This is a genomic window from Spirosoma flavus (genome assembly GCF_054778555.1).
Genome location: NZ_BAAGZL010000001.1, coordinates 493,375 through 515,943 on the forward strand (window position 1 = coordinate 493,375; position 22,569 = coordinate 515,943).

11 protein-coding genes are annotated in these 22,569 nt (G+C 49.9%); all 11 read left to right on the forward strand.

Annotated elements, in window-relative coordinates; translation table 11 throughout:
* The 11 genes from ACYVF1_RS01955 (at position 1) to ACYVF1_RS02005 (ending at position 22,560) form a co-directional block, all read left to right on the forward strand.
* Positions 1 to 1,641, forward strand: coding sequence for a sodium:solute symporter (locus ACYVF1_RS01955; RefSeq protein ID WP_461075068.1), 1,641 nt, complete (start codon positions 1 to 3; stop codon positions 1,639 to 1,641).
* 21 nt (positions 1,642 to 1,662) lie between these two features.
* Positions 1,663 to 2,715 carry a glycoside hydrolase family 43 protein gene (locus ACYVF1_RS01960; RefSeq protein ID WP_461075070.1) on the forward strand — a complete coding sequence of 351 codons (1,053 nt, stop codon included), beginning with the start codon at positions 1,663 to 1,665 and terminating at the stop codon, positions 2,713 to 2,715.
* A gap of 23 nt (positions 2,716 to 2,738) precedes the next feature.
* Entirely contained in the window at positions 2,739 to 3,800 is a 1,062-nt protein-coding gene (locus ACYVF1_RS01965) for an endo-1,4-beta-xylanase (protein WP_461075072.1), read from the forward strand.
* A gap of 869 nt (positions 3,801 to 4,669) precedes the next feature.
* Positions 4,670 to 7,804 (forward strand): SusC/RagA family TonB-linked outer membrane protein, encoded by a 3,135-nt coding sequence (locus tag ACYVF1_RS01970; protein ID WP_461075074.1) that lies wholly within the window; start codon positions 4,670 to 4,672, stop codon positions 7,802 to 7,804.
* A 33-nt stretch (positions 7,805 to 7,837) separates the two neighbouring features.
* On the forward strand, positions 7,838 to 9,376 hold the full coding sequence (locus ACYVF1_RS01975; RefSeq protein ID WP_461075076.1) for a RagB/SusD family nutrient uptake outer membrane protein: 1,539 nt from the start codon (positions 7,838 to 7,840) through the stop codon (positions 9,374 to 9,376).
* Positions 9,377 to 9,463: 87 nt separating this feature from the next.
* On the forward strand, positions 9,464 to 12,907 hold the full coding sequence (locus tag ACYVF1_RS01980; protein WP_461075078.1) for a VCBS repeat-containing protein: 3,444 nt from the start codon (positions 9,464 to 9,466) through the stop codon (positions 12,905 to 12,907).
* A 139-nt stretch (positions 12,908 to 13,046) separates the two neighbouring features.
* Positions 13,047 to 14,048, forward strand: a complete 1,002-nt coding sequence (locus ACYVF1_RS01985) for an FHA domain-containing protein (RefSeq protein WP_461075080.1) — start codon at positions 13,047 to 13,049, stop codon at positions 14,046 to 14,048.
* A gap of 146 nt (positions 14,049 to 14,194) precedes the next feature.
* Positions 14,195 to 15,640, forward strand: a complete 1,446-nt coding sequence (locus ACYVF1_RS01990) for a PP2C family protein-serine/threonine phosphatase (protein ID WP_461075082.1) — start codon at positions 14,195 to 14,197, stop codon at positions 15,638 to 15,640.
* Positions 15,640 to 17,193, forward strand: coding sequence for a serine/threonine protein kinase (locus ACYVF1_RS01995; RefSeq protein WP_461075084.1), 1,554 nt, complete (start codon positions 15,640 to 15,642; stop codon positions 17,191 to 17,193). The genes ACYVF1_RS01990 and ACYVF1_RS01995 overlap by 1 nt, the downstream gene beginning before the upstream one ends.
* Before the next feature lie 7 nt (positions 17,194 to 17,200).
* Positions 17,201 to 18,481 (forward strand): serine/threonine-protein kinase, encoded by a 1,281-nt coding sequence (locus tag ACYVF1_RS02000; RefSeq protein WP_461075086.1) that lies wholly within the window; start codon positions 17,201 to 17,203, stop codon positions 18,479 to 18,481.
* A 98-nt stretch (positions 18,482 to 18,579) separates the two neighbouring features.
* Entirely contained in the window at positions 18,580 to 22,560 is a 3,981-nt protein-coding gene (locus ACYVF1_RS02005; protein ID WP_461075088.1) for an FtsW/RodA/SpoVE family cell cycle protein, read from the forward strand.
* Positions 22,561 to 22,569: the final 9 nt, after the last annotated feature.

Sequence of the window (22,569 nt, forward strand, 5' to 3'; positions counted from 1 at the left end):
ATGAGTTTAGATTTTAGCTTGCTTGATTACAGCATTATTGGGGCCTATTTCCTGATTGTCTTTGCGATTGGCTACTATTTTTCCCGGCAGGAACGTAGCAGCACCGAATACTTTCTGGCGGGGCGACATGTCGGCTGGTTTGCTGTTGGTGCTTCATTATTTGCCTCTAACATTTCGACCGAGCACTTCATCGGATTGTCGGGAACGGGCTATATGTCGGGGCTGGCCACAGGAAATTTCGAATGGTCGGCTTCGATTTGTCTGCTCATTCTGGGCTGGGTGTTCGTGCCATTCTACCTTAAATCGGGCGTGTTTACCATGCCGGAGTTTCTGGAACGGCGCTATAGCTCGGCCAGCCGCTGGTATCTCAGTTCGGTGTCAATCATTGCCTATATTCTGACCAAGATTTCGGTTCACCTGTTTGCCGCCGGGATTTTGCTCAAACAGGTGATGGGATGGGATATTTATACCTCTTCCATTCTGTTGGTGGTTGTTACTGGCATTTACACTATTGCCGGAGGAATGGCCGCTGTGATCTATACTGAACTGATTCAGACGTTTATCCTGCTGGCTGGAGCGATTGCTCTGACCTGGATTGGCCTCGACAAAGTCGGTGGATGGAATGAGCTGGTGGCGAACGTACCAACCGGCCACATGGATATGTTTCGCCCGATGAGTGACCCAGAGTTTCCCTGGACGGGCGTTATTCTGGGGCCGTATATCGTTGGTATCTGGTACTGGTGTACCGATCAGAGTATTGTTCAGCGCGTACTGGCTGCCAAAAACATCGACCACGCTAAATCGGGCACCATCATGGCTGGTTTTCTGAAAATTCTGCCCGTATTCATTCTCGTCCTTCCCGGTCTGATTGCTTACGCCCTTCACCAGAAAGGCCTGCTGTTGCCGGGCCAGAAGCTCAGCCCAAACGACGTATATCCAGTGATGGTGAAGGAGCTGTTGCCAAGCGGTTTTCGGGGGCTGGTCGTTGCTTCGCTGCTGGCGGCTTTGATGGCATCACTGGCAGCTTGTTTCAATTCGGCTTCAACGCTGATGACCATCGACGTATACCAGAAATTCCGTCCGCAAGCTTCTGAAAAGCAACTAGTCAATTTCGGACGTATTTCAACGGTGGTACTGGTAGCCGTGAGTTTGTTGTGGGTGCCGCTGGTTACGGTGCTGTCCGATCAATTATACGTGTATCTGCAATCAGTACAGAGTTACATCAGTCCGCCCATTGCTTGTGTGTTTCTGGTAGGTTTGTTATGGCCACGCGCCAACGCGACCGGTTCGAAAGTCGTGCTTTGGACGGGCCTGGCCCTGGGAATGCTGCGGTTTGTACTGGAAGTTATTCATAAGAATTCGCCGTTCTCCAATCCGGTGCTGAAACCTCTGATTGAGATGAACTTCATGCACTTCGCCATTCTCTTGTTTATCATTTCCGTATTACTGCTCATCGTCGTTAGTCTGGCTACCCCCGCACCTGCACAGGACAAGCTGAATGGCCTTACGTTCCGATACGCTGGTGAGGTTAAACTGGACGAAGACTATAAAATCGAAAATCCCGTCCGCCGTCGGCAGAATGTTACGGCTTCCATTATTCTACTAGTCATGTTGCTGGTACTGTGGATCTTATTCTTTTAACTGTATAGAAATTAAAATCGAATGCAACGAATTTTCGCTACATCGGCCCTGATCGCCTTAATCGGGTGCTCACTGACCGCCCTTGCGCAGAATAACGGAAACAAAACTCCGAAAGACGCGCCCCTGGTGTCCCACATTTACACCGCCGACCCTTCGGTCCACGTTTTTAACGGCAAAATTTACATTTATCCTTCGCACGACATTGATGCCAAAGATGTCAAAGAGGATGATGAAGGGGGCCATTTCGCCATGCGCGACTACCACGTTCTGTCGATGGATAAGATCGGCGGTCCGGTGAAAGACAACGGGGTAGCTCTCGATATTAAGGACATTCCGTGGGCGGGGCGTCAACTGTGGGCACCCGATGCTACGTATAAAAACGGTACGTACTACCTCTATTTCCCGGTGAAGGATAAACAGGATGTGTTCCGAATCGGCGTAGCAACTAGCAAGAGTCCCACAGGGCCGTTCAAACCAGAAGCGGAACCCATCAAAGGCAGTTACAGCATCGATCCCACTGTTTTTCAGGACGCTGATGGTAAGGCGTATCTCTACTTTGGAGGCATCTGGGGTGGGCAGTTGCAGCGCTGGGAGGGTAACAACTATGATCCAAAAGGGGCTTTAAAGCAGAAAGACGAAGTGGCCTACCTCCCACGAGTTGCCCGGCTAAGTGCCGACATGAAATCCTTCGCCGAGCCGGTTCGGGAGGTGCAATTGCTCGATAAGAACGGAAAACCGTTTCTGGAAAAAGATAACGACAAACGCTTTTTCGAAGCGGCCTGGCTTCACAAATACAACGGGAAATATTACTTCTCCTATTCTACCGGCGATACCCACAACCTCTGTTACGCCATCGGCGACAATCCATACGGACCGTTTACGTACCAGGGCGTAGTTCTTAAACCTGTTCTCGGCTGGACGAATCACCATTCTATCGTACAGATCGGACAAAAATGGTATCTATTCTACCACGACGTCCAGCTTTCGGGCAAGACCCACCTGCGTAACGTGAAAGTAACTGAGTTGACTTACAATCCAGACGGTACGATTAAAACCATTGATGCCTATAAATAATACGTATCTAAACACTCTTCATTATGCATAAACTCAGCTCCTACGCCCTGATAGCCCTGACCGTCGCTTTTGTAGCGCCCGAAAAAGGACTGAAAGATTATTACAAAGATTACTTTCCCATTGGCGTGGCCGTAAACCCACGCATGGTACAGCCCGGCCCGGACGCCGAACTGATCAAAGCCCAGTTTAACAGCATGACGCCCGAAAATGCCATGAAAATGGGGCCGATTCATCCAGAAGAGAACCGTTATAACTGGAAAGATGCCGACGCCATTGCCGATTTTGCCCAGCAGAACAATATTAAGTTACGTGGTCACACGCTTTGCTGGCACAATCAGACTCCACGCTGGCTTTTCACCGATTCTACTGGTAAAACCGTGAGCCGGGACGTACTACTCGCCCGCCTGAAGCAGCATATTACTGACGTAATGGGTCGGTATAAAGGTAAAATCTACGCCTGGGACGTAGTGAATGAAGCTGTTCCGGATACAGGAACGAGCCTTTACCGCAAATCGAAATTTTACGAAATTATTGGCGAGGATTATATCGAAAAAGCATTTCAGTATGCACACGAAGTTGACCCGTCTGCGCAACTGTTCTATAACGATTATAACACAGAAAATGCCTCAAAGCGGGAACGTATCTTCCAACTGCTCAAGAAGTTGAAGGACAAAAAAGTGCCTGTCAATGGAGTTGGTCTACAGGCGCATTGGTCTATTTACGAACCTACGAAGCAGGAACTGGAAGAGTCGATCAACAAATTCGCTGGTCTGGGGCTCAAGGTGCAGTTTACAGAGGTGGACGTATCAGTGTATCCCAAAGAGCACGAGCGTCGGCAGCGTCGCGATACGGATAAGAGTGAGTTTACTCCAGAGATGGCCGACAAACAGGCGGCTCATTACAAAATGTTATTCGAGGTATTCCGTAAGCACCGCGACAAAATCACTGGTGTTACGTTTTGGAATCTGACAGATCGCTATTCCTGGCTGGATAATTTTCCTGTTCCGGGCCGCAAAGATTATCCCTTATTATTCGATCAGAATGGTCAGCCTAAAAAGGCCTATGAGAGCGTAGTGAAATTCTAAAAAGCTGTTTCAGATAACTTAAGTGACAGCTCAGCTAACGTATTGCTGCCACCAAGGGTTTCGATAGGCTCAGCCGGACAAACAAGCTTGAGTCAAAATTCAGCTGACTGCTAGGCTGAGCCTGTCGAAATCCGTAGCAACAGCCACAAATAGCTAACGGGTTAGTTCATTGATGAACAATTCATAACTCGCGTTGAATAGGTTTAATAACGTAGTAAAAAAAGAGTTGAGCTTGTGCTGTTTAAAAATGCCCACTCAAATCCGGTTATAATACTTGTTCCTGAAACATTCATTTACTGGTATTACAAGAATGATCCGGTCAATTAGTTACGTTCAGGTTTATTTTTCAAGAATGTAACATAGCCAAAGAATTGTGTAACATATTTATGGCGTATCTTGCACTATATCAATATAATTTTGTTTCCAACGGATATTGATTGATTCGTTTTAAAACGAAAAGAAACAAACGGTCACAAGTTGTTGCCGGAATTTTATAGAAAACCGATATGAAGTTTTTGGCTACTTACTTAATGGATAATTCGAGTAGAACATATGTTGGCAAGACTTCTCCATAAGAAATATAAGTTGACTGGTAAGGAATTTTAGATAACATGGTTGATCGTAAAAAAATTAAGCTGTAAGCCCGCCAAACCAAAAGTAAGTATTCTTTTAAGTAAACGGATTATTAAATGTATGATTACTAAAACTCCTCATGTAGCCTATGCATAGACAAGCATACATACAATAAAAAAGTCAGTAATGCGCCAACATTACTGACTGGTAAGTACCCCCATTTTTCGGCGAGAAAAATCATCCAAATTGGATGCAGGGATTTTTTTGTCTTTGTGAAAAAACAAACCCTTAAAATTATGATAAATCAATTACAAATTCATGCTTTATCGCTAAAACACATACGGCCGTGGCTCAACCTGCTTCTGGTGTTTTATTGCCTGATCACAACTGCCAGGGCTAACGTTGCCGATCAATCTGTTACAGGTACAGTGCTGGATGAAAAAGGAACCCCACTAGTAGGCGTAAATATTCAAATTAAAGGTACCACCAGAGGCACTGCCAGTGACGCAAAGGGATCCTACCGAATTGACGTACCGAATGGTACTTCCGTGTTGGTGTTCAGTTATATTGGTTACAGAAGACAGGAAATTACGGTGGGCAATCAGTCGATTATCAACGTATCGATGGAGGCTGATGCCGGAGCGCTGGAAGAAGTTGTTGTGGTTGGATATGGTACTCAAAAACGATCCTCGTTAACAGGCGCTGTATCGACCGTTACACCCAAAGAAATAACGGCGCTTCCGGTGCCGAACGTAGCATCGGCGCTTCAGGGGCGCGTTCCAGGGGTATCAGTAGTAAATAACGGCGGCCCAGGTTCATCACCCATCGTGCAGATACGTGGAATTGGGTCAATTAGCTATGGATCAGGACCATTGTATGTTATTGACGGTGTGCCAACCGGCGATCTGAACAGCTTTAATACCAATGATATTGAATCACTAGAGGTGCTGAAAGATGCCAGTTCGGCCGCTATTTATGGCTCACGGGCAGCTAATGGGGTTATTCTGATTACGACCAAAAAAGGGGGGCGGAATAATAAAATTCAGGTAACCCTCGATTCGTACGTTGGTACGCAGAGCGCTACTCATAAAATCGATGTATTAAATCGCGATCAATACGTCCAATATGCTAAAGCGCTGACTTCTAATGCGGGTATTGCGTTGCCCTCGCGTTTAAGCAACCTCAATACGCCCATTTATGACGGGGCGACACAAACTTTTGCGCAGACCGAAACCAACTGGCAGAATGAGCTTTTCCACAACGCGCCTATCGCTCAGCACCAGCTTTCATTGTCGGGTGGAAATACCGTGTCCCGGTTTTTTGCCTCGGGCAGCTATTTCAAACAGGATGGTATTATGCGGGGAACGGATTTCGAACGGGGCTCGCTACGTATAAACTCAGATCACCAGGTCGCAAAATTTCTGTCGGTTGGGCAGACGCTGACAGCAGCGTACAGCAACCAGCGAGGTGAAACAACGGGCGACCGATCACAGCTGATGCACGCCATCCGGATGATGCCGTACTGGCCAACTATGGACCCGACGAAAGTGGGTGGATTCAGTGCCCCGACAGCCGCCGACGGGTCTGATCCGGAGAACCCGCTACGTGCTCCGGCAATGGACGTAACACGAACGAAGTTTCTAAAAGCTTTTGCTACGGTTTACGCCGATGTTCGATTGACCAGTTACCTGAAATACCGCTTCAATTACGGAGTTGATCTGGGCTTTTCGAACGGTAGTACGTTTAATCCGATTTACAACGATGGTTACGTACAGCGCAGTTCAGCCACTGTTTCCCAGACACGTAACACCAACATTGCGCAGACCATAACAAACCAACTGTCGTTCGATAAGTCGTTTGGCAAGCACAATCTGAGCGTATTGGCCGTCGCCGAAACCCAAAAAGTTCTCTCAACGGGATTGACCGGATCAGGAACCCGGCCTAACAACGATCTGGACGTGATTCAGGGAGTAAGCAACCCGGCGATCACCAGCACCCGTGGCGAAACGGATCTGATCTCTTACGTCGGTCGTATCAATTATGATTTCGACGGGAAGTATCTGTTAAGTGCCTCGATTCGGCGGGATGGTTCATCATTATTTGCGCCGGGTAATAAGTGGGGTAACTTCCCATCGGCATCGGTGGGCTGGCGTATCAACCAGGAAAGTTTCATGAAAGGGTTGCCAAATATTTCTGAACTGAAACTGCGGGCCAGCTACGGGAAGACGGGCTTTAACGGAATAGCCAACTACGCCTGGCAATCGCTTGTGTCGGCAGATGCGACGGCCTACCCATTCGGGTCGGCCAATAGCCTGGGTTCGTATTTTAACTCGCTGGGAAACACCGAGCTGAAGTGGGAAACTACAGACATGGTTAATGGAGGCATTGATCTTGGTCTGTTTAATAACAAAATCACGTTTACGGCCGAAGTTTATAACCGGTTTACCGACGGCCTGATTCTGGGGGTTCCCATTCCTAATTCGATCGGTTACAGTAATGCGCCCGTTGCCAACATCGGCAGTATGAAAAACTGGGGTTATGAATTCCAGGCGGGGTATAATTACGCAAAAGGCGATTTTCGGTGGAATCTCTCGGCCAACGTCGGTATTACGCGTAACCGGGTCCTGAGTCTGGCCACACCTACGGCTTCGATCTATGCCGGTTCAAATGCGGATTATGGCGGGGCCGACATCACCAAAACCGAAACGGGTCAACCGATTCAGTCGTTCTATGGCTACGTAGTGGAGGGCATTTTTAAGTCAGTTGACGAAGTATACAGCGCTCCTGTTCAAAACCGCCCCGCAACGCGTGACGCCGATAATCCCGCCAAAAACACGTCGGCTGGCGATATTCGCTTCAAAGACCTGAATGGCGATGGTAAGATTGATGCCAATGACCGGACGTACCTCGGAAGCTACCTGCCGAAATTTAATTATGGCGCCAATTTTAGCGGCAGCTACAAAAATTTCGACTTTACCCTGTATTTGCAGGGCACCTATGGTAACAAAATTTACAATGGTACAAAAGTGGTTACGCAAGGTATGCTACGTCTGTTTAATGCTGGCCCCGCCGTGCTAAATGCCTGGACGCCAACCAATATGAATACCGATGTGCCACGGGCAATTGCGGGCGATCCGAACAATAACAGCCGTACGTCAGACCGTTTTATCGAAGATGGATCGTACATGCGTGTTAAAAACCTGACCATCGGCTATTCAATCCCGACCAAAGTGCTGGGTGGATTGACCAATAACGTAGTGAATAAAGTACGGGTATACGTATCGAGCCAGAACTTGCTGACTTTGACCAAATACACGGGCTATGATCCGGAAATTGGTTCTCGCAACGGAACGCTGCTCCGGAGTGGAATCGATTACGCCAACTATCCACAGGCACGCACGTTACTAGCTGGTCTTCAGATTACGTTCTAATTGACTTTAACGAACCTAAAAGCATACTTTTTTATGAAAAGGCACTATTTCTCAACTGGCGTTCTGCTGCTTGGCCTGGCCGTTGGGTGTAACGAAAAAGCCCTCGATCAACTGAACCCAAACGCGGTTACCACCGACAGCTATTTTCAAACCGATATACAGATCAAGAGCGCAATTAATGGAGTTTATGCGGCTCTTCAGTCTACGAACCTGGTTGCCCGCGAGTGGTTCTTTACGCACGATCTGCGTTCTGACGACGTAGCGGCCGGTGGCGGACAACTGGAAACACCCCGAAATCAGCTATTACTGGGCGTTCATAGTACAGATAATGGGCTGGTCAGCTCTGTCTGGACCGGCGCTTATCGGGTTATTCACCGCGCCAACGTAGTGATCGACAAGGCATCGGCTTCCAAATCCTTGTCGACGGCAGTGGCGACCCAGTCCGTTGGCGAAGCCAAGTTTTTACGAGCCTGGTCCTATTTCGAATTGGTGAGTATGTGGGGCGGTGTTCCGCTCTACAAAACCTACGTTACGTCGGTAGCCGGGTCGTTACCTCGCTCGTCCGAAGCCGATGTGTATGCCTTTATTGTTGCCGATCTGAAAGCGGCTCAGGATGCGCTTCCTGCTACGTATGATGCGGCTAATCAAGGCCGTGCTACCAAAGGAGCGGCTCAGATGCTGCTGGCTCGTGTCTATCTGCAACAGGGTGATTATGCTAATGCGAAGACAGAACTTCAGAAAATTATCAGCTCTGGAAATTATGCTCTGGTAGATGAATACAACGATAATTTCATCGAAGAGACCGAGTTCAATAAGGAGTCGATCTGGGAAGTTAACTTTTTGCCGTCGGGTGGTACGTTCAACTGGAATGGTGATGCCGATGGCGCGTCGGCGGGAGAAGAAACGGTTCGGACGCAGGAGTACTCGGGTATTGGCTGGCGGAACATTATTCCCTCGAACAGTTTATTAGCTGAGTTTGAGAAGACCAGTAAAGGCGATGCCAAGACCGATCCCCGGTATGCAAAATCGTTTTATACGACCGGCGATAAATACAATAAGGACCAAACCGTACTGACCGACGAGGTGCAGAACGGCAATAGCTCAACTGTGGATGGCAAAGTGCAGAAAGTAAGCTGGCGGAAGTTTACCCTGATGTACAAAGCGGGTGTGTCGACCACGGGCGGCATTAACCAACGCATCATGCGTTACGCCGAAACGCTGCTGTCTATGGCCGAATGCGAAAACGAACTGGGTAACCTCGCCAGTGCCGTTACGTATCTGAACATGATTCGCAATCGGCCCAGCGTAGCGATGCCGACGTACCCAACGACCAAATATCCAGTGTCGACAAAAGATCAGGTATTTGATGCGATCGTACACGAGCGCCGGGTTGAGTTGAATGGCGAAGAGATTCGCAATCGGGATATCCTGCGCTGGCGGAAGCTGGGTAAGCTAAAAACGGAACCGCTTTCGTATTTTCAGAAAGGAAAACACGAGCTATTGCCTATACCGCAGCAGGAAATTGACAATAATCCGAACGTCGGCGTAAAAGGACAGAATCCTGGGTATTAAGTAGTTTAAACGTGTGATTTTCTCAGGCAATGACACCGGAGTTTCCGGTGTCATTGTTCTATTACTGGATAGTAACAGACGATTTCTATGAGACGGTTATGGTCAGGCATGATCTGGATGGGTTTGATAACAAGCCTGTTGATGGGTTGTCAACAGACAGGGTCAACCCGGTTTGAGCGCCTTTCCAGCGACCATACGCACGTAACGTTCAACAATGCCTTAACACCCACCGAAGGATTAAATGGCTTTACGTTCACCAATTTTTACAACGGTGGGGGTGTGGGCGTTGGTGATGTCAACAACGATGGCTTAACCGATCTGTTTTTTACGGGGAATCAGGTGAGTTGCCGGCTTTACCTGAATCGGGGTGGACAAGATAAGGACGCCTTTCAATTTGAGGACATAACCCAATCGGCCGGGCTAACCACTGATCGTTGGTGCTCAGGTGTTACGTTGGTCGATGTTAATCAGGACGGTTGGCTGGATATCTATCTGTCGGTGGCGAGTCACCCTGCCTTGAAGCATACTGAAAATCTGCTGTTTATCAATCAGGGCGTAAAAACCGGTAAGCCTGTTTTTAAAGAGATGGCGACCGAGTACGGTTTGGCCGATCCTGCCTTCACGACCCAATCCGCCTTTTTTGATTACGATCTGGACGGTGATCTGGACGTGTTTTTGCTGAACACGGCTCCTGATTTTCAGAATCCCGCGCACGTTCGTCCAGTCGTGTCAGATGGATCACACCCCAGTACGGGTAAACTGTATCGAAACGAGGGAACTGGCCCAAAAGGGCATCCTGTTTTTAAAGATGTATCAAAAGAGGCCGGAATCACCTACGACGAGTTGGGTTTAGGATTGGTCATCAGCGATTTCAATAAAGACGGGTATCCAGACATATATTGCTCCAATGACTTCAATAGCAGCGACATTCTCTACCTGAATAATGGAAAAGGTCATTTCACCAATGCCATTAAGCAGGCAATGGCGCACACCAGCATGTACGGAATGGGCGTCGATGCCGCCGACCTGAACAACGATGGCTTGCCCGATCTGATGCAGCTGGATATGCTGCCCAAAGAAAATAACCGACTCAAAATGATGCTGGCTGGTCAGGATTATGACCGGAAGCAAATGAGTGTTTCGCCCCAGTTCGGGCATCAGATGCAGTATATGCGTAACTGCCTACAGATGAATCTGGGGGTAGTGGGCAGTAAAAATATCCATCAAGCTAGCACAACCGCCAACTCTTCTGCTCCTATCTCGGAGCCCCATGCTCCACTTTTCTCCGAAGTTGGTCTGATGGCGGGCGTGGCGCAAACGGACTGGAGTTGGGCGACTCTACTCGCTGATTTCGACAACGATGGCTGGAAGGATATGTACATTACCAACGGCTATCGAAAAAACGTAACCGACCGGGATTTTATCACGTTTACCGAAGACTTCTCTGGCTTTGGTACCACTGAGTATAACACCAAAAAACGCCTGGAACTGCTTGATAAAGTGCCCGAGATCTCATTGGCTCATTACGCGTTTCGGAATAAAGGGGATGGCTCATTCGATGACATTTCTCAAAATTGGGGACTTCATGAAGAATCGTACGCAAATGGGGCCGCTTACGCCGATTTCGACAACGATGGAGACCTGGATTTAGCCGTCAATAACATTGATGGCGAGGCTTTTGTGTATCGGAATCAGAGCCGGGAGCAGGACCCATCCCAGCACTATGTATCGGTTAACTTACAAGGTGATTCCCTAAATCGTCAGGGGTTCGGAGCAGCAGTAACACTCTGGTCAGGTGGCCTCATGCAATACAGTGAATTGTCGGTTGTTCGTGGGTATTTATCATCGATCGAACCCAGGCTGCATTTTGGGTTAGGTACTCAGCGTAAAATTGATTCGCTACGTATCCGGTGGCCCGATGGACGCGTGGAAGTCAAGCGTAACGTAGTGGCCGATCAGCGCATTACGCTCTCCTATGCACAAGCCAGGAGCAGTGCTACGTCTATTCAACCGGTTACGGCTCAGCCGTTATTTACCGACGTAACAGCAGACTATCCGGTCGATTTCGTTCATGCCGAATCGGATTTTGTCGATTTCAAACAGACGGCGGCAATGCATAAAATGCTGTCTAGGTCGGGTTTTGCAATGGCGGTTGGCGATGTAAACGGCGACGGTCTGGACGATTGCTTTCTGGGTAGCTCGTATCGGGGAAGTCCGGCAAGTCTTTTCTGGCAAACGGCATCCGGGAATTTTACGAAACGACCCTTCCCGGCCTTAACCAATCAGGAAGCGACGAACGCTTTGTTTTTTGATGCTGACGGAGATAAAGACCTGGATCTGTACGTAGTGTATGGGAGCAACGAGCGCCCCGTTACCGAAAAATCGTTCTATCAGGATCAGCTATATTTTAACAATGGGAAAGGTGATTTCAGTCTGGCACCCGCTGGCACATTGCCCGATGTTTCTGGTAGTGGCTCCTGCGTTGTAGCTACCGATTTTGACAAGGATGGCGATCTGGATTTGTTTGTCGGGGGGCGGCAGATACCTGGCAGCTATCCACTGCCAGCCAGGAGTTATCTGCTTCGAAATGATCGATCAGCGCAGGGAAACCGCTTTGTTGATGTCACCCGTCAGCTAAGTCCCCAGCTAATGCAGGTCGGCATGGTATGTTCAGCGCTCTGGTCGGATTATGACCGCGACGGCTGGGACGATCTGGTAGTGGCTGGTGAATGGATGCCGCTAACCATCTTTAAAAACACCAAAGGTTCATTCCAGCCTACTTCTTCAATCCAAATTCCCAATTCGTCGGGTTGGTGGAATTGCCTCGCTCAGGGCGATTTCGATCAGGATGGTGATCTGGATTATATAGCTGGAAATGAAGGATTGAATACCCTATACCGGGCGTCGGAAAAAGAGCCGGTTAAACTGATTGCGCGCGATTTCAATAATGACGGTACGCTTGATCCGCTCATGGGGTATTATATCGATGGCGTATGTTATCCGGCCATACCGCGCGATGCATTGAATCAGCAGGTTATTCAATTCCGTCGGAAATACCAGCGATTTGCCGATTATGCAGCGGTGACCTTCGATGACTTGCTTTCAGAAGATGACCGGAAAGGGGCATACCATACGCAGGCAACGTATCTGGAAAGCGCGTACATCGAAAATCTGGGTCAGGGAAAATTTGCGATTCATGCCTTACCCCGGCTCGCTCAAGTGGCGCCTGTATATGGTATTGTCGTTAACGATTTCAACCAGGATGGCCACCTGGACGTAGTGCTGACCGGTAATTTCTACCCGAACGAAGTCAATATGGGCCGCGAAGATGCCTCCGTAGGAGTAGTATTGTTGGGTGATGGGCATGGTCATTGGAAGCCGCTTGGCCCTAGGGAAAGTGGTTTATTAATTCGGGGAGACGCCCGCTCGTCGGCTTTACTGACTGGCCCAGATCAAAAAAAACTTCTGCTTACGGCTATCAACTCACAGGGCCTGACGTTGAACCGCTGTATGGAGCTAAAACGACGTTAATAAGGCTTTAGCAAGCTTAGCCAGATTGCCATAGTGCCGCATCAATAGTTCAGACAATTCCAGCAACTTGACGACCGGCAAAAGAAAATGATAAGCAATAGCGTTTAAGGGGGTAGCAAGCACCTATTCGCGTTCACCCATGGCAGATCAGCCCAACTGGCTTCATAAATTAGGCAATCTACTCGTGCCCCCCAGCCAGAGCCAACCTACTTCTACCGCTACAGTAACCAATAAACGGATTCTGGCTGAGTTGGTGTCTTCGTTTGAGGATTCCATTGGTCGGGAGTCTGTTGGAACGAGTATGCTGTTCAATGCGCACTTCCTCATTATCCTACATCCAGATACCTACGAAGAACGCCAGAATGCGTTTCCGGTTATTGTCGATGAGGCAGTTAAGTCCTTTAAAGCCGTAATTGCCGCGCATAAAGGGGAATATGAACGAGTATCGCCCGTGGCCTCCAGCTGGTTTTTTAAATTCGGGGGTGGCCGCGAGTTTGGTGGAGAAACCGTCTCGCCAACAGATGTTTACGTAGTGGGCGCGCTGACAGGAATTTTGCCCGGTAATGAAGCTCGCCCGTCTTCGGATAAGCTGCACGTAACGCGCCGGATCAAACAAACCAACCGCTACGAAAAAGTAGATGTAGATCTAAATACGTTTCAGCATATTGACTTTCGTGAGCCGGGGGCTTTTGTGGTAAAGTTTAAATTTGATCCGTCGCCCACCCCAAACGAACGGGCTGCAACGCCGGGATCGGCTACTCGGAACGTACCAAACTTACCACGTAGCCTAGCCGCCGGACTGGCCGAGATAACGTATTACATTGCCGAATTAAACAAAGAGGATACGTACCTAATGCGAGACCGGGAAATTGTAGTCGCCCGAAAGGAGCCTGATAACCAGCATTTTCCGAATTATCTGCTTCTCGAATCGGCCTACGTATCGAATCCGCATGCCCGCATTCGGTACGACGACGCAACCCAAGCCTTTCAACTCGCATCGTTCAGCCGAAACGAAACCCGTGTGAACGAACAGCTCATTCCACGTAGCGAACCCGCTAATCCGCAGTGGTACTCCTTACCTGACAAAGCTCAGATTCTGCTTAATAGCATGGTTACGCTACACTTCCAACGCACTACGTAAGCATGATTGATGCGCTACTTGTTTTCGGGTTACTCCTGTTCGTTGGATTCCTGGTCTTGAAACATTTTCAGGATTTACCTCGATAAATAAAGTAACGCGGCCGGACTGAAGTTACAGCAGGCCCCGAATTACTGAATCTCTACTGAATGAATTCACTAGAATTTGCCGGCAAGACCGACGTAGGTCAGCGCCGAACCGATAATCAGGATGCTTTTATCTGCTCAACGATTTGGGCGGAAACTACGGCCTTATTGACGGTTATCGACGGTGTCGGTGGGTATGCCGGGGGCGACCGGGCTGCGGCTATTGCAAAGGAGTCGATTGAACAATACATGGCCAAGCCAAACGGCGATCCGTTGTCGATGCTGCGCGAAGCGGTTGTGTTTGCCAATAATCAAATCAATAACGAGCGACATCAGGAGCCCCGGTTAGCACAAATGTGTTGCGTGCTGAGCTCAGCCGTGGCTGATACTCAGTCGGGTAAGCTGTATTACGTTCATGTGGGCGATACGCGTTTGTACCGCTATCGGCAAGGTGTGCTCGAAAAACTAACGTACGATCATTCGCTGGTTGGCGTTCGGGAAGATGCGAACGAACTCACCGAAGCCGAAGCGATGGCGCACCCCCGCCGGAACGAAATCCTGCGAGACGTTGGCTCAGAAGAACATCGGGTTGACGATCCTAATTTTCTGGAATCGGGCGAAACCGATTTTCTACCGGGCGATACGTTGCTACTCTGTAGCGACGGCCTGACGGATATGATCACACAAGCGCAAATCAGGGCGATTCTAGAGCAAAAGCCAACCCTTGACCAGCAGACAATCGAATTGATTCGGTTAGCTAATCAGCAAGGCGGTAAAGACAACATCACAGTCGTTCTGGCTAAAAACAATGCGTTGGCCGCCGGACCTTCGACAAGCCCAGCAAAGGCTGTCGACGTACCAGCGCCTATCGTACCACAAACGGCTCCCATTGCTCAGGAAGTGACATCTACTAAGTCAAAGCCAGCAAAAAAGCGTTCAACGGGGCTATTGGCGTTGTTTGGATTGTTAACCATCGGACTGATTGCGGCCATTATGTGGTATCAATATCAACCATCCGGCCAATCTGATGTAGCACAGGTCGATAGCCTGGCAACTACTGGTAGTCAACCGAATACAATGTCGGCGACAGCAGGAGCAACGTCCAGATTTGATTCATTGCTGCAAACCGCCTACCGCAGTAAAGATCATCGTCTGATTTTGCCGGCTGATACGTTTCGGCTTGCGAATACTTTACTGGTAACCGACTCTTTACAACGTATCACCGGCGATAACCGACTAACCGTTCTGATGCCCGCTGACTCCGCCCAAACGCAGGTAGCACTACGTATCGACCGGGCAGGAACAGCGCAGGTAGAGAATATGATAATCAGCGGATTTAAGACCGGTATTGAAACAACCCGCGATACGAAATTGCAGCTCTCAAACGTGTATTTTAAAAACGTGGGATTGCCCATTAGCGCAGCGGTTCGGCAGGATACGTTCCGCAAAGTCGTTGTTAGTATGTCTGTACAAAATGGTCCCGATTCAACCAAAACAAAACGCCGTTAATGTCCACGATTCGATTTGATACGCGGTTTCCCGGTTACGAAGTGCTAAGCGAATTGGGACGTAGTAACGCGCGCATCCTCAAAGCGCGTCACCTGGCGACGGGCGATCTGGTGGCGATTAAACACTTTGCGCTTAATACGGATGCCGAAACGCTACGTCGGTTTGAGCGCGAATCGGCTATTATGACCAGTATCGCTCATCCCAATATCGTAAAAGTGCGTGAGGTTCGGCTGGATGCGGAATTGCCTTACCTGGTCATGGAACTGATCGAGGGCGGAAGTCTAAAGCAACTCATTGATAATCAGGGAGCTCTGGACGTATCGACAGTCAGTCGGTTGGCATTGCAAATGGCGAGCGCGTTCAAAGCGATTCATCCGCAGGGCATCGTTCATCGCGACATTAAACCTGAGAATATTTTGTATCGCCCGCTGCCTAGCGGTGAGCTGCATTTTCTGCTGACCGATTTCGGGGTAGCTCGCTTGCACGAACAATCGAATACACTGACGGGGCAGTCGCTGATGACGTATGAATATGCGTCGCCCGAACAGTTTAACGATCCCAAAGGGGTTGGCGTCGCGACGGATTATTATTCCCTGGGCGTAGTGCTGTATGAGTGTCTGCATGGTAACGTACCGTTTGCGTTAGACGATCATACGGGAATTGTTACGTTCATGAATAAGGTATTGACGGAAGCGCCACCTGCCCTGACGGTTTCTAAAAACGACCAGACGCTTAGCCCGTTTGTGGACGTACTGCGGGGGTTGTTGCAAAAGAAACCGGCTGATCGGCTAAGCGATCCTGACGAGCTAACCTGGATGATCAAACAGGCCGAACTTGCTTATTTACAGGCTAATCGAAGTACTGCTCCGCGATCTTCTACCCCAGAGCCAGTAAAGCCCGCAGTTATCAGCGAACCAGAAAAAAAGGCGGTGGAAGTAGTGAATGCTACGCCAATAGAAGCCAGGCCGGTACAGGCGCGTCCTCCTCTCAAGCCACAAACAGGTAGCCTGAAATGGGCTGCTATAGCGCTGGCTGTTTTTTTAGGGATCGTCGGTCTATACTTTGCCGTTCTGAAACCAAAAGCCAGCCCTCAAACAACGGCTGTCGATACGCCGATTACCAAAACGGATAATTCTGGAGAATCAAATTCAACCGAAGAAACCGCACGTCTCCAACGAGAAGAAGAGGAGGCCGCACGACAGGAGCAACTCAGACAGGAAGCTTTGGCTGCGGTTAAAGGCCTGACCGTGAAGGCGAATGATTACCGGGTAGGCTTATTCGGCGGGATCAAAAATGTACAACTTCAGCTGAGCAACCCGAGTCAGGTCACTTTTTCGTCGGTTGGGGTAAAGGTGAATTATTTCAAAGATGGCGGTGGATTGTATAAATCCGAGAAGGTGTATTTTACTAACGTCGGCCCCAATTCGTCGCTCATCGAGACGGCACCGAACAGCGACCGGGGCACTAAAATCACCTACAAAATTATCGATCATCAGTTTGCTCCTCCGCTGGACTCACTGATGACGACCGCTTCATCAGACTCGCTAAATTGATTGACTAATGCCAACCGTAGGTGTCAATACGCATTTTCCGGGCTACGAGATTATCGGCGAATTAGGACGTAGCAACGCCCGTGTGCTGAAAGCGCGTCATCTGGCAACGGGCGATTTAGTGGCGATTAAACACTTCACTGTCAACACGGATGCCGATACGTTACGTCGGTTTCGGCTCGAATCGCAGTTGATGACCGACATCCAGCATCCGAACGTAGTGCGTGTGCGCGAAGTGCAGTTGGACATGCCGATGCCATTTATTGTGATGGAATGGGTGGAGGGCGGAAACCTGCGTACACTGCTCGGCGAACAGGGGTATCTGGACGTATCTAATACCATTCGGCTGGGGCTACAAATGGCCGAAGCGTTTAAGGTGATTCATGCGCGCGGTATTATCCACCGCGACATCAAACCCGAAAACATTCTTTTTCGGCCCTTGCCCAGTGGCGAAATTCATTTTCTACTGACCGATTTTGGCGTTGCCCGCTTGCACGAACAATCGCAAACGATGACGGGCCAATCGCTGATGACCTACGAATACGCGTCGCCGGAGCAGTTCGATAATCCACGGGGCGTTACTAAGGCTACGGATTACTATTCGCTGGGTGTGGTTTTATATGAATGTCTGTCGGGAAAGGTGCCGTTTTCGATGAGCGATGGTGCAGGCATCGCTACGTTCATGGGGCATGTTTTGCGTACACCGCCCCCGACTTTACTGATGCCTTCGGGGCAGAATATCCCCCCCAGTCTGGATGCAATACTGGATGAGATATTAGTCAAAAATCCATCCAACCGACTTAGCGATGTCGATGAATTCATATTTCTGCTGCGGCAAGCCAATGTTGAGCAGTTGCAGGATAACCGGCCTGCGGATCGTCGGATACCGGCTACGTCACGCACGATGTCGGCTCCGGTACAAGTGCCTCCATACGGAGCGCCGGCCACACCAATCTACGATGATGAACCTGAGCGCCGGTCAAATGGATGGGCGGTTGGATTGGCTTTTTTTGTCGTTACGCTGCTGATCGGCTTGGCTGTTTTGTATAAAATTCGCCAGGATGAAGCCAATAACAAGCCTCGCATTGTCGCCGATACGACACGAGTAGTGCCCGATTCTACCGAAACCGACACGATGACGGAGGATACAACGGATGCCTCATCAGGCTATTTAATCGAGAGCCCAACGGATTCAACTACGACCGAAAGTAATTCAGAGACTGTACCTGAAACGCCAGCCGCAGCACCCGATTCATCGCAAACGGTTGTCGATTCAACGCGGACAAATTAAATAGTAAAAGCTTTTTACCCCTAAATCCCCTGAAGGGGACTTTGCTCATGCTTAGAAAAAGTCCCCCTTCAGGGGATTTAGGGGTTGACCACCAAAACATGAATGTATCCTCTAGCCCGTCCGGGCGGCCGTATTTGCTGGGAGCATCGATTGTGCTACTACTGCTATTTGGGCGGCTGTATATGAACCTGTCTCCGGCACTGAATCAGGCTAAAGATGCCTTGGTCAGCGGACAGGCGTTGACACTAGAATCGGGGCTGAAATCGGCCTCGATCCAGCGGATTCTCAACACGGGCAATTATTATAGCGACTCGAAAGACCGAGTTTTGATTGGTGATACGCTGGCTGCTAAACTTCGGCAAAACGGTTCGCCGGATAATCTGGGTGCTCTGAACAAACGGTTGTTTTCAGTAGTGGTCCCGGTGGCCTGGCGTAGTCGGATTGGCGGTACGGATTTTCAGAGTCGGTTGCGGATATCTCGTCAGCAAATGGGCTTTGATTCGGTGCTGTACGTTCGCGAACTGAACAACCCTAAATCGTATCCCGCGACTGTTAGTGCCGGAACTGGAACAAAGGAAATCGCCGGACGAGTGATACGCGACGACGTTCCAATGGCGAGCGTATTAGTGCAGTTAAAGCGTCATCCGGCCACGGCCCAACCCGATACGTTACCTGATCGGTTTACTTATGCTCGAACAGACGCCGATGGGAAGTTTTCCTTTACGGGGTTGACAGATGGCTCTGGCTACAGCGTTGTTCCGCTTAAGCCTGGATTTGAGTTTGGTAGTCGCCGGGGGACGAGTCATCTGACCAGCGATCAGTCGTATAGCTTCACCGCTCGTCGGCATCAACTGCGCTTGATTGGTTCAACAGTTTATGGGCAACTCAAGATCGATCATGCGTTTACCGTCCGCACGCCAACTGCCTTTACGGCGCAATTCTGGGCCATTGTTGTGCTTTTCATACTGGCCTTCTGGCTTGTGCAAGGCTTTTGGGATATCCGGCGCTTTCAACCCGATCCGCTGTTATTGCCCATTCTGATGCTATTAACAGGCATATCCGTACTGACACTTTTAGCCATTCAGGACCCTTTGCAGGACATCCTTTACGCCTGGCAAACGTTGCAGGGTGTTGCGATTGGTATGATTTGTATGACGATTTTATCGCAACTCAATATTGGTCGGTTTTACGCGGATTGGCGCTACGACTGGCTTGTTACGTTCCGAAATCGGGATTCAGTACGTCTGTCGGGCTGGACTTGGCTGGTGCTTGCTGTTGGTCTGGCAACGTTGACGTTGCTGGTTGGTTCAGGGCCGGAGGGAAGTGGTGTACGAGTAAACTTGTCCATACTGGGACTGACGTTTCAACCCAGCGAGATTACGAAATACCTGCTGCTGATCTTCTTTGCGGGTTTCTTTGCTGCCCATGAGCAACAGATTCGGCAACTGCCCGATTTGCGCTGGCGGTTTCAGGTAAGTTTGGGTGCATTGGCCGGAGCGGGGCTGCTCATGTTGCTATACCTCCTGTTAGGCGATATGGGTCCGGCCTTGGTCGTCTGCTTTACGTTCCTGTTATTTTATAGCATTGCCCGCGGAAATCTGCCGCTGACACTGGCAACGGGTTTTGGCTATGGTGTAACGCTCTGGCTGCTACCCGGTTGGATTGCTACGTTGCTCAGCTTCGTTGTGCTAATCGGGTATATGTACTGGCGGGGGGAAGCGCGTTCGCGGACAAAATTAGGCTGGGCCGCTTTGCTCACCGAAGCGCCCGTTTTACTTCTTTTAGTGATGGCGATGTTCGCATTTGGCGATCAACTGCCGTTTGTGGGAAGTCGCCTTGCCGACCGGAAGGCCATGTGGCTCAATCCCTGGAATAACGACGTGTATGGAGGTGACCATTTAGCGCATAGTTTCTGGGCCTTATCAGCCGGTGGCTGGACGGGGCAGGGATTAGGAAAAGGATTTGCGAGTGCCATGCCAGCCGCCCATACCGATATGATTCTGCCAAGCGTGGGCGAAGAACTGGGTGGTTTGGGCGTAGTCGCGGTGTTTCTGCTAATGGGAATATTATTGCACCGGATTTTACTGCATTCCCGACGAGCTGGTCAGCCGTTTAGTTTCTTTCTGGTGGCTGGTATAGCGATTGCCACAGGGGTTCAGTTTTTGATTATCGCAAGTGGCTCGATTGGGTTGCTACCTCTGACGGGAATTAGTGTACCGTTCCTGAGTTACGGCAAGATTTCGCTGATTATCAATTTGATGGCAATGGGTGTCGTGTTTAGCGTAGCGCATCGTCCGGGGCAGTTGGAGCAACGTCAATACCTGGAGAAGCATTACGACGTAGTACTGATGACGGGTATTGCCGGGTTTCTAATTGGTGTTCTGGTACTGATTGGTCGCTTGTTGCCCATTATCGGCTGGCGGGGTAGCGAGTACATTGTACGTCCGGCTCGCGTAGTGACTCGCAATGGCGATCCTGTATATAGCTACAACCCCCGAATTGAGCGGCTAACCCGTGTACTGGCAGCAGGAACAGTTTATGATCGGAATGGTTTGGTACTGGCAACCAGCTCGCCCGGACAGGTTACGCAGCAATCGACGCGATTGCGGGAAAGTGGCCTGAAATCAGAACAGCTTCAAACACTTACGCAAAAACGACTGCAACGGTATTACCCGTTCGGCGAACATCTGTTTTTTTGGACTGGCGATTTGAATACGCAACTGTTTTGGGGGCAAAGCAATGGGTATTATGCCGAGGCAACCCATTTCAGCGAATTACGGGGATTCAACAGTCGTCCGCGCAAAACGACCCTTGTTGCGACCGACTACCAGGCCGACCGATTCAGCCCGACGGTTCAGCAAACGCGCACCCTTACCGCCTACGATTACAGCGAGCTGGCTCCAGCCTTACGAGCCGGAATCGACAGCCGTGAAGTGGCCGAACGGAAAGCCAAAAACCGCGACATACATCTGAGTATCAATGCCGAATTACAGGTCGCGTTACAGAAAGCGTTGGCCCAATCGGAATACAACAACAAACGTCTTTCGGTAGTCGTATTGGACGCTCGTTCTGGCGATGTCCTGGCCTCGGCGGTTCACCCATTACCCAACCTCAAAACGCCCGAAGTCATGCTGTTGGCCGATCGGGATCGGCTGAAACTCCCCTATCTGGTGACTGAACGCGATTTGGGTATGACGTACGCAACCGCTCCCGGTTCCACCGCTAAAATTCTGACGGCGATGGCTGCCTTTAATAAATTGGGTTCGTCGGCGTCGGCAGTTAGCTACCCGATTTCGTGTCAGGAGATTATCCGTCGGGGTACGCGGGAATCGGAACCCTGCGGAGAGGAGGTCGATATGCGGAAGGCCATTGTTCGGTCGAGCAACGTCTATTTTATCCGAACCGCAAACGATAATGCGCTGGATAACGAAATGGCCGATCTCTATTTAGCCACCGGCATGAACGTCGATCTGATTGGCGGCTACTCCTTCTCGGATACGCACACCGACGACGAACGTAGTCAGATTAGGAAACATTGGCGCGACTCCTCGTTTGTGGTACGTCGGAAATTGTATCAAAGTACACAATATCCAAGACGCTACCGGAGTGAGTTTTCGGGCCTGGCCTGGGGGCAAGGACAATTGACGGCAACGCCCGCATCAATGGCCCGAATGGCGGGTGCCATTGCGAATCAGGGCATCTTGCAGCCATCACGCTACGTACTGGATCGGGCGGGAAAACCGGATGCTATTGGCGCCGGAAAGCCCGTAGCTCGTCGCCCAGATTATGCAGAGCAGTTAGAGGAATTCATGATTGAACAGTCGAATCCATCGGAGGGACGTAGCAAAATTAACGTAGCGCGGGTGGCGGGTAAAACCGGTACGCCCGAACGGATCGTGCAGGGTGTTCAGCGTAATGATGGCTGGTACGTATTTTTCGCCCCCACACCCGACGGTCGATCGCACACAGTGGTTACAGTACGTATCGAGTTGGGCGAATCCTCCGCCGATGCGGTCAATCTAACGAATACCGTGGTCGCACCCATTTTGAAACAACGTAACTATTTAGGAAGCTTTTAACGTAGCAGC

Coding starts and splice junctions, on each gene's coding strand:
- ACYVF1_RS01985 (WP_461075080.1), top strand. CDS start 13,047: ATGGCAGATCAGCCCAACTGGCTTCATAAATTAGGCAATCTACTCGTG.
- ACYVF1_RS01990 (WP_461075082.1), top strand. CDS start 14,195: ATGAATTCACTAGAATTTGCCGGCAAGACCGACGTAGGTCAGCGCCGA.
- ACYVF1_RS01960 (WP_461075070.1), top strand. CDS start 1,663: ATGCAACGAATTTTCGCTACATCGGCCCTGATCGCCTTAATCGGGTGC.
- ACYVF1_RS02000 (WP_461075086.1), top strand. CDS start 17,201: ATGCCAACCGTAGGTGTCAATACGCATTTTCCGGGCTACGAGATTATC.
- ACYVF1_RS01970 (WP_461075074.1), top strand. CDS start 4,670: ATGATAAATCAATTACAAATTCATGCTTTATCGCTAAAACACATACGG.
- ACYVF1_RS01975 (WP_461075076.1), top strand. CDS start 7,838: ATGAAAAGGCACTATTTCTCAACTGGCGTTCTGCTGCTTGGCCTGGCC.
- ACYVF1_RS01955 (WP_461075068.1), top strand. CDS start 1: ATGAGTTTAGATTTTAGCTTGCTTGATTACAGCATTATTGGGGCCTAT.
- ACYVF1_RS01995 (WP_461075084.1), top strand. CDS start 15,640: ATGTCCACGATTCGATTTGATACGCGGTTTCCCGGTTACGAAGTGCTA.
- ACYVF1_RS01980 (WP_461075078.1), top strand. CDS start 9,464: ATGAGACGGTTATGGTCAGGCATGATCTGGATGGGTTTGATAACAAGC.
- ACYVF1_RS01965 (WP_461075072.1), top strand. CDS start 2,739: ATGCATAAACTCAGCTCCTACGCCCTGATAGCCCTGACCGTCGCTTTT.
- ACYVF1_RS02005 (WP_461075088.1), top strand. CDS start 18,580: ATGAATGTATCCTCTAGCCCGTCCGGGCGGCCGTATTTGCTGGGAGCA.